At 72.6% G+C, this 13,438-nt stretch carries 11 protein-coding genes; 5 read left to right on the top strand and 6 right to left on the bottom strand.

What is annotated here, in order from left to right; all coding sequences use genetic code 11:
* Positions 1-23: 23 nt before the first annotated feature.
* Entirely contained in the window at positions 24-1,022 is a 999-nt protein-coding gene (locus BUS84_RS07720; protein ID WP_074310028.1) for a tyrosine-type recombinase/integrase, read from the bottom strand.
* Positions 1,023-1,125: 103 nt separating this feature from the next.
* Between BUS84_RS07720 and BUS84_RS07715 the strand changes: the two genes are divergently transcribed.
* Positions 1,126-2,244 carry a helix-turn-helix transcriptional regulator gene (locus BUS84_RS07715; protein ID WP_074310026.1) on the top strand — a complete coding sequence of 373 codons (1,119 nt, stop codon included), beginning with the start codon at positions 1,126-1,128 and terminating at the stop codon, positions 2,242-2,244.
* On the opposite strand, the gene BUS84_RS07710 is transcribed toward BUS84_RS07715, so the two are convergent.
* The 3 genes from BUS84_RS07710 to BUS84_RS07700 all read right to left on the bottom strand — a co-directional run bounded on the left by BUS84_RS07710 (position 2,234) and on the right by BUS84_RS07700 (position 3,906).
* A complete protein-coding gene (locus BUS84_RS07710; RefSeq protein WP_074310024.1) occupies positions 2,234-2,659 on the bottom strand; it encodes an Hsp20/alpha crystallin family protein in 426 nt (141 codons plus the stop codon). The two genes, BUS84_RS07715 and BUS84_RS07710, sit on opposite strands and share 11 nt — an antisense overlap.
* A 103-nt stretch (positions 2,660-2,762) precedes the next feature.
* The gene (locus BUS84_RS07705) at positions 2,763-3,257 is read right to left on the bottom strand and encodes a GNAT family N-acetyltransferase (protein ID WP_244298428.1); all 495 of its coding nucleotides are present in this window, start codon (positions 3,255-3,257) and stop codon (positions 2,763-2,765) included.
* Positions 3,258-3,408: 151 nt separating this feature from the next.
* On the bottom strand, positions 3,409-3,906 hold the full coding sequence (locus BUS84_RS07700) for a MarR family winged helix-turn-helix transcriptional regulator (protein ID WP_074310021.1): 498 nt from the start codon (positions 3,904-3,906) through the stop codon (positions 3,409-3,411).
* A 65-nt stretch (positions 3,907-3,971) separates the two neighbouring features.
* Between BUS84_RS07700 and BUS84_RS07695 the strand changes: the two genes are divergently transcribed.
* Positions 3,972-5,207: an MFS transporter gene (locus BUS84_RS07695; RefSeq protein WP_074312280.1), complete on the top strand. Its 1,236-nt coding sequence runs from the start codon at positions 3,972-3,974 to the stop codon at positions 5,205-5,207.
* 22 nt (positions 5,208-5,229) lie between these two features.
* On the opposite strand, the gene BUS84_RS07690 is transcribed toward BUS84_RS07695, so the two are convergent.
* Complete coding sequence (locus BUS84_RS07690; protein ID WP_074310019.1) at positions 5,230-5,739, bottom strand: DinB family protein; 510 nt, start codon at positions 5,737-5,739, stop codon at positions 5,230-5,232.
* A gap of 21 nt (positions 5,740-5,760) precedes the next feature.
* On the bottom strand, positions 5,761-6,789 hold the full coding sequence (locus BUS84_RS07685) for an aldo/keto reductase (RefSeq protein WP_074310017.1): 1,029 nt from the start codon (positions 6,787-6,789) through the stop codon (positions 5,761-5,763).
* 973 nt (positions 6,790-7,762) lie between these two features.
* Between BUS84_RS07685 and BUS84_RS40880 the strand changes: the two genes are divergently transcribed.
* The 3 genes from BUS84_RS40880 to BUS84_RS07665 all read left to right on the top strand — a co-directional run bounded on the left by BUS84_RS40880 (position 7,763) and on the right by BUS84_RS07665 (position 13,432).
* Complete coding sequence (locus BUS84_RS40880; protein ID WP_342197462.1) at positions 7,763-11,077, top strand: glycosyltransferase; 3,315 nt, start codon at positions 7,763-7,765, stop codon at positions 11,075-11,077.
* Positions 11,078-11,320: 243 nt separating this feature from the next.
* The gene (locus BUS84_RS07670; protein WP_143728274.1) at positions 11,321-11,803 is read left to right on the top strand and encodes a hypothetical protein; all 483 of its coding nucleotides are present in this window, start codon (positions 11,321-11,323) and stop codon (positions 11,801-11,803) included.
* Positions 11,804-11,878: 75 nt separating this feature from the next.
* A complete protein-coding gene (locus BUS84_RS07665; RefSeq protein ID WP_074310009.1) occupies positions 11,879-13,432 on the top strand; it encodes an ArnT family glycosyltransferase in 1,554 nt (517 codons plus the stop codon).
* Positions 13,433-13,438 lie beyond the last annotated feature (6 nt).

The raw sequence follows: 13,438 nt of genomic DNA, 5'->3' as shown, positions 1-13,438 counted from the left end.
ACCGTATGGCGGGGGTACGACGCTCAGCCGCGGCGGCGGGACCGGGCCGCCCACACCACGTACGCCGGGTCGCGGTCGAGGTTGTGCCGGTCGCGGTCGTAGCGTCGGGTGGTACGGGGGTCGGCGTGCCCCATCGCGTCCTGCACGTCCTCCAACGGAACGCCCTCTGAGCGGGCGGTGGTGGCGAAGGCATGCCGCAGCGAGTGCGGGGAGAGCTTCGCCCAGGCCGGGATGCCGGCGGCCCGGGCCAGCCGGCGGACCATCCGGAACACCGAGTGCCGGTCCAGCCGGGCGCCGCTGGCGGTGACCAGCAGCGGCCCGGTCAGCTGCGGCACCGGCACGCCGGTGGCGGCGGCGCGCTGGGCCAGGTAGGCGTCCACCGCGTACCCGGTGCCGGGGGTGAGGGCGCGCCGGCGCTGCTTGCCGCCCTTGCCGACGAAGCGCACGCTGCGGTGCCCGCGTTCGGTGCCCAGGTCGGTCAGGTCCAGTGAGATCAGCTCGCCGACGCGCAGACCCAGGTCGGCCAGGAGTGCGATCGCGGCCCGGTTGCGGGCGGCCGTCGGGCCGGTGTCCGCGTCGGCGGCGCTGAGCAGCGCGTCCACCTCCTCCGGGGTGAGCCCGACCGTGGCGGAGTGGTCCCGGTCGACGCGCGGCCGGTCCGCGCCGGCGACCGGGTTGGCCGGCACCGCGCCGAGCTTGACGAGGAAGTCGTACCAGCTGGACAGCGCGGAGAGCCGGCGCGCAACGGTCGCCGGGGTCAGTGGTCGGCCACTGCGCGCGCCGAGGGTGGACTCCAGGGCGCGGGCGTACTCGTTGACGTGCAGGAAGTTGGCCCGCAGCGGGTCCAGGTCGCGGCCGGCGCACCAGCTGAGCCAGCCGGTGACGTCGCGCCGGTAGGCGTCGCGGGTGTGCTCGGACAACCGGCGGTTGCGCAGCCACGCCTCGGTGACGTCGACCGGCCCGCCGGGCAGGGCCGGTCGGGCCGTCGGACGGGCGAGCACCGGAGCGTCGGAGGACACCATGTGAAAAACACTCTCAGCTTCGGGTGGGTTCGCCGCGAAGGCGCGCCGAGACCACCCGGCCCCGGCCGGTGTCGGGGCGCGGTGTGCCGGTTACCGTCGGGCGGTGCGTGCCAGTCGGCTGGTCTCCCTGCTGCTGCTCCTGCAGACGCGGGGGCGGATGACCGCTGCGGAGCTGTCCGAGGCCCTGGAGGTGTCGATCCGGACGGTGTACCGGGACGTGGAGTCGTTGGGCGCCGCCGGGGTGCCGGTGTACGCCGAGCGCGGCCCGGCCGGCGGGTACCGGCTGCTCGACGGCTACCGCACGCGGCTGACCGGGCTGACCGCAGGCGAGGCCGAGGCGCTGTTCCTGGCCGGTGTTCCGGGGCCGGCCGCCGAACTGGGCCTGGGGTCGGTGCTGACCACCGCCGAGCTGAAGTTGCGGGCCGCGCTGCCGAGCGACCTCGCCGACCGGGGCGGGCGGATCCGGCAACGGTTCCACCTGGACGCGCCGAGCTGGTTCCGCGAGCCCGAGCCGACACCGCACCTGGCCGCCCTGGCCGGCGCGGTGTGGGAGGACCGCCGGATCCGGGTGCGCTACCGGCGGTGGCAGCAACCCCGGGACGTGACCCGGGTCCTCGACCCGCTCGGCGTGGTGCTCAAGGCCGGCCGGTGGTATCTGGTCGCCGCGGCGGCCGGACAGGTACGCACCTACCGGGTGGGCGCGATCGGGGACCTGACCGTGCTGGATGAACCCGCCGAGCGGCCGGCCGGGTTCGACCTGGCGGCCTGCTGGCAGGAGCACACCGAGCGCTACGAGCGCAGCGTCTATCGGGCCGAGGCCCGGGTGCGGATGACCGTGGCGGCGCTGGCGCAGACGGTGCATCTCTTCCCGCCTGCGATGAGTCGCGCGGCGCGTGCCGCCGCCGGTGCCCCGGACGCGGACGGCTGGCTGGTCACCACCGTGCCGATCGAGTCGATCCGGCACGGTCACGTCGAGATGCTCAAGCTCGGCGCGCAGGTGGAGGTGCTCGCACCGACCGAGCTGCGGGACCGCCTCGCCGGCACCGCCCACGCGCTCGCCGCGCTCTATCCACCGCCCGGCGCCGCGGAATCGTCGGTGGCAGACGGGGCTCTCGCGCAAGTGGACGGTGACCAGGCGGCAGGTGCGGCTGCGAAGGAATCCGATGCTGAGGGCGGACCGGGCGCGGCGGCGGGCCCGCCCCGAGCACCGGTCAGGCGTTGATCTGCCGGCGACCGTCGCCGTTGGCCTTGATGGTCACCCGGCGGGGCTTGGCGCGCTCGGCGACCGGGATGCGCAGCGTCAGCACCCCGTTGTCGTAGCCCGCCTCGAGCTTGTCGGTGTCCAGGGTGTCGCCCAGGAACAGCCGCCGGGTGAAGGTGCCCATCGGGCGTTCGGCGGCGACCAGTTCGACACCGTCGCCGGTCGGCCGGCGCCGCTCGGCCCGCACGGTGAGCACGTTGCGCTCGACGGTGCAGTCGATGGTGTCCGGGTCGACGCCGGGCAGGTCGAACGCGGCGTAGAAGTAGTCCCCGTCGCGGTAGGCGTCCAGGTGCATCGTCGCGGGACGGGCTGCCGTACCGAAGAACTGCTCGGCGAGCCGGTCCATCTCGCGGAACGGGTCGGTACGCATCAACATGGTCGTGCCTCCTCGGTTCTCCTGGCCGAAGGTGATGAGTTGAGTCTGCTTGACTCAAGTTCCTCTTCATTATTTAGCGCGAACGGACGCCGCCGTCAACCGCTCAGCGAAGCCGCTTCTCGAACCAGTGCTCGGCGTACGGGCCGTGGGAGAACGCCGGGATCTCGACGTAGCCGTGCCGGGCGTACAGGGCTCGGGCCTCGACCAGGTCGTTGCGGGTGTCCAGCCGGATCCGGTCCACCCCGACCGCCCGTGCCTGCTGCTCGACGGCGGCCAGCAGCGCGCCGCCCCCGCCGGTGCCGCGGTGTGCGGGGCGGATGAACACCCGGGTCAGCTCCGCCCAGTCCGGCTGCCACCGCAGCCCGGCGCAGCCGGCCAGGTCCCCGTCGCGGTGGGCGAGCAGGAGCACGCCGGTCGGATCCGTCAGGTCGTCGCTGGGCATTTCGGCCAGCGCCTCGTCGACCTCACCGGGCAGCGCGGGGCGGCCGTGGTAGCGGACCACCATCTCCGTCATGTACTCGCGGAGCAGCAGTCTCGCGTCGGGCTGGTCGGGATGGACGGCGATGGTCACCCAGGTGGGTCGGAGCGTGCTGGTCACCTGTCGATCATCAGTTCCCGGTCAACGGATTTATCCGCCGTCCCGGCCGCCGGCTGCGGACGGGGCGCTGGCGGCGGCCTCGGTGCCCAGCAGCGGGCCGAAGGACAGCGGTGTCACCAGGACGGCGCGATTTTTCGGTACGGTCCGCGGCTCAGTCGGGTCGTTGCTCGGCTACGAGCAGCACCCGGCGCAGCAGGTCGGCGAGCACTCGCCGCTCCGCCGGGGTGAGCGCGTCGAGCAGCCGGCGCTCCTCGGCGCCCCGGACATCCATCGCGCCGTGCCATGCGGCTCGGCCCGTGTCGGTGAGCTCCACATCCACCCGTCGGCGGTCGACGGTGGATGGAGTCCGCCGTACGAAGCCCCGCTCGACCAGGCTGTCGACCCGCGCGGTGATCGACGCGGGCGCCATCGCCAGATCGGCGGCCAGTTCCGAGGGTGCAGCACGCCCCTGCCGGCCGGCGAGCGCGTGCAGCGTGTCGTACTCGTGCGCCGGCAGGTCGAAGTCCACCAGGACCCGCTCCTTCACCGTGCGCAGGTGCCGCGTGAGGACACCCATCCGGGTCACCGCGCCCTCGACGTCGGGGTCGAGGTCGGGCAGGACGGGCAGCCAACGCTCGACGTGCCGGTCGACGGAGTCGTGGGTGCTCATGGACAGAGCTTACCGCACCGAAATATTCATTGCCGAAATATTCGGTGTCGAAGTATCGTGCGGTGGTGACCTCTCCGCTGCGTACCCGCTCCTTCCGGCTGCTGTTCCTGGGCCGTACCGTCTCCGCGATCGGCGACGCCGTCGTGCCCGCCGCCCTGGCCCTGGCCGTGCTGCGGGCCACCGGTTCGACCAGCGCGCTCGCCGTCGTCCTCGCCGCGGCGATGGTTCCCCGGCTGCTCCTGCTGCCACTCGGCGGCGTCGTCGCCGACCGGTTCGACGCCCGCCGCGTCGCCCTGGTGGCCGATTTGGTCCGCTGCGCGACCCAGCTCGCGGTCGGCGTGGAGCTGCTCGGCGGCGACCCGTCGCTGGCCACCATCGTGGTGGCCTCGGCGCTCGGTGGCACCGCCTCGGCGTTCGCCATGCCGACCGCCTCCCCGCTGGTCGCCGGCACGGTCGAACCGGCCGCCCGGCAGCGGGCCAACGCCCTGATGGGGATCACCGCCAACACCAGCCGGCTGGCCGGCCCGGCGCTGGCCGGCGCACTGATCTGGGCCGCCGGCCCCGGCTGGGCGTTCATCATCGACAGCGCGTCGTTCGCGCTCAGCGCCGCGCTGCTTGCGCTCGTCCGGGTCCGGCACGTGCCGGTGCCCCGCCGCTCCGTCGTCGCCGACCTGCGGCACGGCTTCGGCGAGGTACGCGCCCGCGACTGGTTCTGGACCAGCCTGATCGGGCACGGCGTCTGGAACGGCGCCGCCGCCGTGCTGATGACCCTCGGACCGGCCATCGCCATCGACCGCCTCGGCGGCGAGGCCACCTGGGTGCTGCTGTTGCAGGCCGGCGCGATCGGCATGCTCACCGGCTCGCTGCTGGCCGGGCGTGTCCGGCTCCACCGGCCGGTGCTGCTGGCCAACCTCGGGCTGGCCAGCTACGCCGCGCCGCTGCTACTGCTCGCCGTCGCCGCGCCCGCCCCGGTGGTGATCGTCGCCTACGGGGTCGCGCTGACCGCCCTCGGCTACCTCAACCCGGTCTGGGAGACCGTCGTGCAGCACCACTTCCCACCCGAGGTCCTGGCCCGGGTCACCTCGTACGACTGGCTGGTGTCGCTGGGCGCGATGCCGCTGGGCTACGCCCTGGCACCACTGGCCGCCGACGCCTTCGGCGCACCCGCACCGCTGGCCATCGCCGGCCTGCTGGTCCTGGCGGCCTGCGCCGGCACCGCCCTGGTCCCCGGCGTACGCCGGCTCACCTGGCCGGCGGCCACGGCACCGCAACCGGTCGAACCCGTCGCCAACGCGCGGTGAGCGGGTTCGACCGGTCGCCGGGTCACTCCCCGGTCGGCCCGTCGGCCAGTTCGGTCACGATGTCGAGGTGGCCGAGGTGGCGGGCGTACTCCTGGAGCAGGTGGAACAGCACCCGCTCCAGCGACGCGGGGTCGGCGCCGTTCCATCGCGGGCCCGGCGCGCCGACCTCCGCCAGGTCGTGCGCCGTCACCACCGCGCTGGTGTGCGCGCCCTGCGCGCGCAGCGCCGCCACCAGATCTGAGCGGGTCTCCTCGGGGGCGACGTACCAGCGCTCCCCGCGGCGGTCACCCCACGGCTCGGGGACCTCCCGGCCCTGGAAACCCCACTCGATCCAGCGCAGCTCGACATACCGCAGGTGCTTGAGCAACTCCAGCGGGGTCCATCCCGACGGCAGGCCGCTGCGCCGCAGCTCCGACTCGGGCAGCGCCGACACCTTGGTCATCACGGACTCCCGGAAGTAGTCCAGGTAGCGCAGGAAGACCTCAGTGCGGCTGCCGGCGGGGCTGGTGGGCTCGGGGAAGGGCATGGTCATCCACCCATTGTGTGGGGCGCGTCAGCCGGCGGGCAGGTCGCGACCGCGCTGCTGCACACCGGCCTGGCCGTACGGGTAGTCACCCACCGGTGGGGCGCTCGCCTCGTCCAGCAGCCGGGTCTGCTCCGCGTCGAGGACCAGGTCGGCGGCGGTCAGGTTGTCGTCGAGCTGCGCCGTGGTGCGCGCCCCGAGGATCACCGAGGTGACCGCCGGGCGGGCCGCCAGCCAGGCGAGCGCCACCGCCGACATGGACACGCCCCGTTCCGTGGCCACCTGGCTGACCGCGCCGATCACCCGCCAGGTGCGCTCCTCGGCGTTGCGGCCCGCGTACGCCTCGACGCCGCGCTGCGGGTTCTCCCCGAGCCGGGTGGCGCCGGTGGGCGTGCTGTCCCGCTGGTACTTGCCGGTCAGCCAGCCGCCGCCCAGCGGCGACCACGGCAGGATGCCGATGCCCTCGTTCTCGCAGACCGGCACCAGCTCGAACTCGATCTCCCGGGCCAGCAGGTTGTACTGCGGCTGCAGGGTCACGATCGGGGTGAGGTTGAGGTGCTGAGTGAGCAGGGCGGCCTTCTGCAACTGCCAACCGGTGAAGTTGCTGACCCCCGCGTAGCGGATCTTGCCCGCACGGACCGCGTCGTCGAAGAACCGCAGCGTCTCCGGCAGCGGGGTCAGCGGGTCCCAGGCATGCGCCTGGTAGAGGTCGACGGCCTCGACGCCGAGCCGCCGGAGGCTGGCGTCCAGGGCGCGGGTCAGGTGCACCCGGGACAGGCCGGCGTCGTTCGCCCCCGGACCCATCGGGAACCGCCCCTTGGTGGCGATGACCAGCCGGTCGCGCAGGCCGGCTCGCGCGGCCAGCCAGCGGCCGACAATCTCCTCGGAGACGCCGGCGGAGTAGACGTCGGCGGTGTCGATGAACGTGCCGCCGGCCTCCACGAACCGGTCCAGCTGGGCGAAGCTGCCCGCCTCGTCGGTCTCCGCGCCGAAGGTCATGGTTCCCAGACACAGGGTCGACACCACCGTGCCGGTGGCACCCAGAGTGCGATAGCGCATGTCGTCCTTCCGATCGAGTGACCTGGCCGATCTTGCCACCGCCTCCCTGGCCGGGGCGGCGGGGGCGGCCGCTGCGGGACCCGGACCGGAGGCGGAGGCGCTGGCACGTTCGTCCGCAACGGAAACCTTGCTACCGTTCGTCCTGTTTTGTCACCGACTGAACTTGTCGCATCGTTCGATCATCTCTGAGCCTTTTCAACCTGTTTCGCCACTCAGCGAACGTTCGTCCTGTTCTACCGTTTACAACCCGTATTTCGGGATATACGAATGACGAAACACCCAACGGAGCCTGTCCCAGGAATCAGGACATACACCGATAAGCTCCCCCATAACCTCGACCGGTGGCTGTTCAGATGTCTTTCGATGGGGTTCCAGGTCGCCCTCAGCACGTTCCGACCACTGTCCTGTCCCGACCCATCGAACCGGTGTTCGTGGACGCCACTGGCGTCCGCCGCCGCCGGATTCGACGGGCGGGCGTGCTGATCGCAGTCGCATCGCTGAGCTACCTGCCGATGGCCGCGACCGCCCTGCTCCCCGGTCCGTCGGCGCCGGCGCAGCCCGCCCCACGGTCCGTCGGCGACCCAGGCGGCGGGACCGGAGAAAAGCCTCACGCGGCGCCGCCGCCGCAGGGCGATCCCTATCCGGACCTCACCCCCGAACCGGAGGACACCGTCGACGGTCCACAGCTTCCGACCGACCCGGAGCCGGCGCCGGAGCCAGAAGGTACGGCGCCGACGACCGCGCCATCGATCAACCCGCCCGATCCCGAACCCAGCCACTCGGCCGACCCTCTCCCGACCGGTCGTCCGTCCACCACCCCAGTGCCCCCGACGACCTCGCCGCCGGCTCCCCTGCCCGAGGGCTCGACACCGCCCGTCACCGCCTCGCCGACCATGTCCACCCCGGCCGAAACCAGCCCCGGACCCGTCCCGACCCGGCCGATCAGGCTTGAGCTCGCGCCATGGGTGGCGGGATGATCCTGGTGAACCGTCGCCGCCGGGCCGCCGGCCACGCCGGTGACCGCCGGCCCGGCCGCATCGGCCGGGGGGCCAGCCGGTTCGTCTGTGCCTCCCTGGTGGCGGTGGTGATCTGCGTGCTGCTGGTCGAGGCGTACGCCAACTCCAGCTTCAGACCCGATCACGTGCGAGAGGCCGTGGACCAGGGCAGCGTCCCGGCCGACGTGCTCGACGGTGGCCCGGTGCTCGATGCCCGGCAGGACCAAACCCGCTCCTACCGCCTGCCCGCGCGAACCATCGCCCTCACCTTCGACGACGGGCCGGACCCTGTCTGGACCCCCCGGGTGCTGGACGTTCTGCACCGACACCGAACCCCGGCCACGTTCTTCGTGATCGGCTCACAGGTCGCCCGGCACCGGGACCTGGTACGGCGGTCCGTTCAGGAGGGTCACGAGCTCGGCGTACACACCTTCACCCACCCGGACGTGAGCCTGCTGCCGGGATGGCGACAACGGATGGAGTACGCGCAGACCCAGATGGCGATCGTGGACGCGGCTGGCGTCCGGACCAGTCTGCTGCGCTTCCCCTACTCCTCCGTGCCCAGCGCGGTCGACGACGCGCACTGGCCGGTGATCCGCGAGGCCGGTCGGCTCGGCTACCTGACGGTGGTGAACGACCTCGACAGCGAGGACTGGGCCCGACCCGGCGTGGACGCGATCGTGCGGAAGATGACGCCGGCTGACGGGGCGGGTGCCGTGGTGCTACTGCACGACGCCGGCGGGGACCGGTCGCAGACCATCGCGGCGCTGGACCGGTTCATCCCGATGATGCAGGCGCGCGGCTACACCTTCACCACGGTCAGCGACGGGATGAACCGGGCGCGGCCGGGCGCGGCTCCGTTCGTCGGCAACGTCCCCACGTCGGCCGTGGACCGCTGGCGGGCCGCCCCCGTGGTGTGGGCGATCCGGATGGCGGACTCGATCCTGCGCGGACTCACCCTGCTCTTCGTGGTGGTCGGGGTCCTCGTCCTGGCCCGGACGTTGCTGCTGCTCCTGATCGCCGGCCGGCTCGCCCGGCGCAGACGGGCGCACCGCTGGCCCTGGGGAGCCTTCGACGCACCGGTGTCGGTGATCGTGCCCGCGTACAACGAACGGGCCGGGATAGTCGCTACGGTCCGTTCGCTGGTCGCCAACGACCACCGGGACATCGAGGTGATCGTGGTCGACGACGGTTCGACCGACGGCACGGCAGACCTCGTCGACTCGCTGGGTCTGAACGGCGTCCGGGTGATCCGCAAGCCCAACGGCGGCAAGGCCAGCGCCCTCAACACCGGGCTGTTGTACGCCTCACACGACATCATCGTGACCGTCGACGCGGACACCGTCTTCGAACCGAATGCGATCCGACGGTTGATCGAGCCATTCAACGACCCGCGGATCGGAGCGGTGGCCGGAAACGTCAAGGTCGCCAACCGGCGGCGGCTACTCGGCCAGTGGCAGCACATCGAGTACGTCATCGGCTTCAATCTGGACCGTCGGTTCTACGAGAGGCTGGGCTGCATCGCCACGGTCCCGGGAGCGATCGGGGCCTTCCGCCGCCGCGCCCTGGTCGGCGTCGGGGGGATGAGCGGTGACACCCTGGCCGAGGACACCGACGTCACCATGGCGGTCCTCCGCGCCGGGTGGCGGGTGGTGTACCAGGACCGCGCCCGCGCCTGGACGGAGGCACCCGCCACCGCGCGCGAGCTGTGGCGGCAGCGCTACCGGTGGAGTTACGGCACCATGCAGGCGATGTGGAAGCACCGGGGCGCGGTGTTCGATCGGGGCGCCGCGGGCCGATTCGGCCGGCTCGGCCTGCCGATGCTCGCCCTCTTCGGCGTGGTACTGCCACTGCTCGGTCCGGTGCTGGACCTGCTCGCCCTCTACGGCCTCTTCTTCCTGGACACGAAGAAGACCGCGGTGGCCTGGGTGGCGATGCTGGTCGTCCAGGCGGCGACCGCCGCGGTGGCCTTCCGGCTCGACCGGGAACCGATGCGTCCGCTGCTGACCCTGCCGATCCAGCAGTTCGCCTACCGCCAGCTGATGTACGTGGTCCTGGCGCGGTCCGTGGTGACCGCGGTGACCGGCTCCCGGCTGGGCTGGCGCAAGCTCAAGCGGGCCGGTGACGTCGTGGACGACACCCGCCTCGCCGCGTCCCCGGCGACGGCCGGACGCGAGGGGCGGGACCGCTGGTTCGACGCGCTGCGGGCGCTGGCGCTGGCTCGGGTCATCACGTACCACATGTTCGGGGCCGCCTGGCTGAGCTTGGCCTTCCCCGCCATGGGCGTGATGTTCGCGCTGGGCGGCTCCCTGATGGCCAGGTCGCTCGACCGTTCGCCGCAGCGGGCGGTCAGCGGCCGGCTCCGGCGCCTGCTACCGGCGCTGTGGGCCCTGGGCATCGTGCTGCTGCCCCTGATGGCCTGGCACGGCTGGTCTGACGGTCCGGCCTGGCCGACGCTGCTGAACTGGCTGGTCCCGGTGCTGCAGCCGCCGGGCAGCGCGTGGGCGGCGGACGTCACGGGTGTGCTGTGGTACCTCGTCGCGTACCTGTGGTTTGTGCTGCTCTCCCCCGCGATGCTGACGCTGTACCGACGCTGGCCGGTGTGGTCCGTGCTCACGCCGCTGGCCGGCGTGGTCCTGCTGCAGACCGCGGCACCGGCACTGGGCGGACCGGCGGATTCGGTACTGACCGCCCTGGCCACGTTCGGCGCCTGCTGGCTCCTGGGCTTCGCACACCGCGACGGTCAGCTGCAGCGGCTCCGACTCCGGTCGCTGCTGGCCCTGGCGGCGCTGTGCCTGGGACTCGCCGTCGGCTGGCTCGCGACGCACCCGGACGCCGGGCTCGACCTCAACGACATCCCGGTGGCGCAGGCGTTCTGGTCGCTCGGAATCGTGCTGCTGCTAATGCGGGTGTCCCCATCGATGGCCTGGCTGGCCCGGATCCGGCCACTCGACCGGCTGGTCACCGCGTTGAACAGCCGGGCCCTGACCATCTATCTCTGGCACAACGCCGCCATCGCGGTCTGCTTCGCCGTCGGTGACCTGCTCGGGGTCTGGCGATTCGGCAAGCTGGGCTACCTGGTGGTGGCCCTGGTGCTCCTCACCGGCCTCGTTCTGGCCCTCGGTTGGATCGAGGACCTCAGCGCCCGGCGGCCCCCTCGCTTGTTGCCCTGGCCTCGGTCGCCGCGAACGACAGGGCGGGATCGGACGGTACAGCCGGCTTCGAAGGCCGCCGCATCCGACGAACGGGACGGTCCAGATGTTCTTCACGAACACGCTCGAGTACTGATGTGAGCGTTGTTCGGAGCGAAACCACGCCGCGACGGCACGGCCGGAAATCGACACGGCCCGGCTGAGCCGCCGACGGCGCGAGACGGTGATGGGGGTGATCACCGTCGGCCGGCACGGGTCTCGCCTCCTACGGGCCCGTGCCGGCCACCCCAACAGAAGGCACAGTGAAGCGACCGCGACGGCGAGGTGCCGCCGAGGTCCGGGCCAGCAGGCTTCTGCCAGCCCAGCAACGGAGAGGAGATGGTGATGTGGCAGCCGCCTACACCGGCAGAGCAGGAACTGTGGAACGCCGTGGTGGCCGGGGTACGAGCGGCGAACCAGACGGACCGCGGGCAGTTCCAGGCTTCCGTCGACCGCCTCCTGCGGCTGCCCCACGCATGGGCGCACCAGGTCCTCAAAGACACCGCGGGGCTGCTCGCCGAGGAGCTCGAACCGGGCGGGCGCGACCAGTGGCCACGTCTGGCGGCGCAGATCGACCACTCCGAAACCTGGCTACCGAGAGTGGACAGGGAGCTGCTGGCCGCACTGCTGCCCGGCGGTCACCGACCGCCGTTCACGGACGTGCCCGGCGAACCGGAGCACACTGAGCATCGACTACTGCTCATCGCCCAGCTGGCGGACGCCGCGCAGGTCAGCGTCGGAGCATTCGTCGACGTCGCGCTGGCCGACATCAAGCGGGCGGAGGCAACTCTCGCCGGATCGATCCCCCACTGCCGAATCGGGCGCTGACGCCAGACGCAGCCAGGTGACGGAGGTCGACGTGACGGGCGAGACCTAGCGCGGCGAATCGGTGATGATGTCTGCGTGAGCGAACCCGTCACCGCCACCGACCGCCCCCACCAACCGGCCCCAACGTCCCCGCCGGCGGGGCCACCGACGCCCGGCCCCCGCACGCTCGGGCCGTGGCTGGTGGCCGCGGCGGTCAGTGTGGCGCTGCTGGTGCTCGCCGGCCGCTACGGCTATCACCGGGACGAGCTGTACTTCCTGCTCGCCGGCCGGCACCTCGACTGGGGCTACGTCGACCAGGGTTCGCTGGTCCCGGCGCTGGCCCGGCTGCTCGACACGATCGCGCCGGGCAACCTGGTCGTGCTGCGCACCCCGTCGGCGCTGCTGGCCGGTGGTGCGGTCCTTCTGGTCTCCGCCATCGCCCGGGAGTTGGGCGCCGGCCGGGGCGGGCAGAGCTTCGCGGCGCTGCTCGCCGGGCTGTCCGGCATCGTGCTCGCCAGCGGGCATCTGCTCAGCACCACCACCGTCGACCTGCTGGTCTGGCTGGCCGCCGTGCTGTGCGCGGTGCGGCTGCTGCGCACCGGCGACAGCCGGTGGGCGCTCGGCATCGGGCTGGCGCTCGGCGTGGGCATGCTCAGCAAGCTGCTGCCCGCGCTGCTGGCCGTGGGGCTGATCGCCGGGGTGGGCATCGCCGGGCCGCGTCGGCTGCTGCGCGACCGGTGGGTGCTCGCCGGCGCGGGGATCGCCGCGCTGTTGGCCGCGCCGAACCTGATCTGGCAGGCCGCGCACGGCTTTCCGCAGCTGTCGGTGGCCGCCTCGATCTCCGGTGGTGAGAGCTCCTACAGTGGCCGCCTCGACGCGTTCACCCTCCAGTTCGTCATCATCAGCCCGTACGCGGTGCCGATCTGGGTCGCCGGCCTCGTCGCGCTGCTGCGCCGGCCGGCGTGGCGGGCGTACCGGGGGGTCGGCTGGGCCTGGCTGGTCGTGGTCGGCATCGTGCTGATCGCCGGAGGCAAGGGCTACTACGACGCGCCACTGCTGCTGGTCCTCACCGCCGCTGGCGCGGCGGTCACCGCCGCCTGGGCGTCGCGCGGTCCGGTCGTGCTGCGCCGGGGTCTGCTCGCGCTGGGCGCGGTGCCGCTGCTGCTACCCAACGTCGTGCTGCTGCTGCCGGTGCTGCCGGCCGACCGGCTGCCCGCCTTCGTGGTGGACGTCAACTACGACGCCGGTGAGACCATCGGCTGGCCGGCGTTCGCCGACTCGGTCGCCATCGTCCACCGTGGCCTGTCGCCCGAGGAGCGCGCGCGGGCTGTCGTTCTGACCGGCAACTACGGCGAGGCGGGGGCGCTGGCGCGCTACGGCCCGGCCCGTGGCCTCCCCCGCGCGTACTCCGGGCACAACAGCATGGTCGACTTCGGCCGACCACCCGCCGACGCCGACGTGGTGATCGTCGTCGGCTGGGAACGCTCAGCCCCGCTGAACGCCTGGTTCGACGAGTGCGCGCTCGCCGGGCGGGTGGACCAGCGGGTCGAGGTGGACAACGACGAGAACGGCGGCCCGATCTTCGTGTGCCGAGGGCTGCGGCGTCCGTGGGCGCAGATCTGGGGCACCGAGGTACGCCACGCCGGTTGACAGCGG

It is taken from the genome of Micromonospora cremea (assembly GCF_900143515.1).
Lineage (GTDB): Bacteria > Actinomycetota > Actinomycetes > Mycobacteriales > Micromonosporaceae > Micromonospora > Micromonospora cremea.
This window is presented reverse-complemented; position numbering and strand designations above follow the sequence as displayed.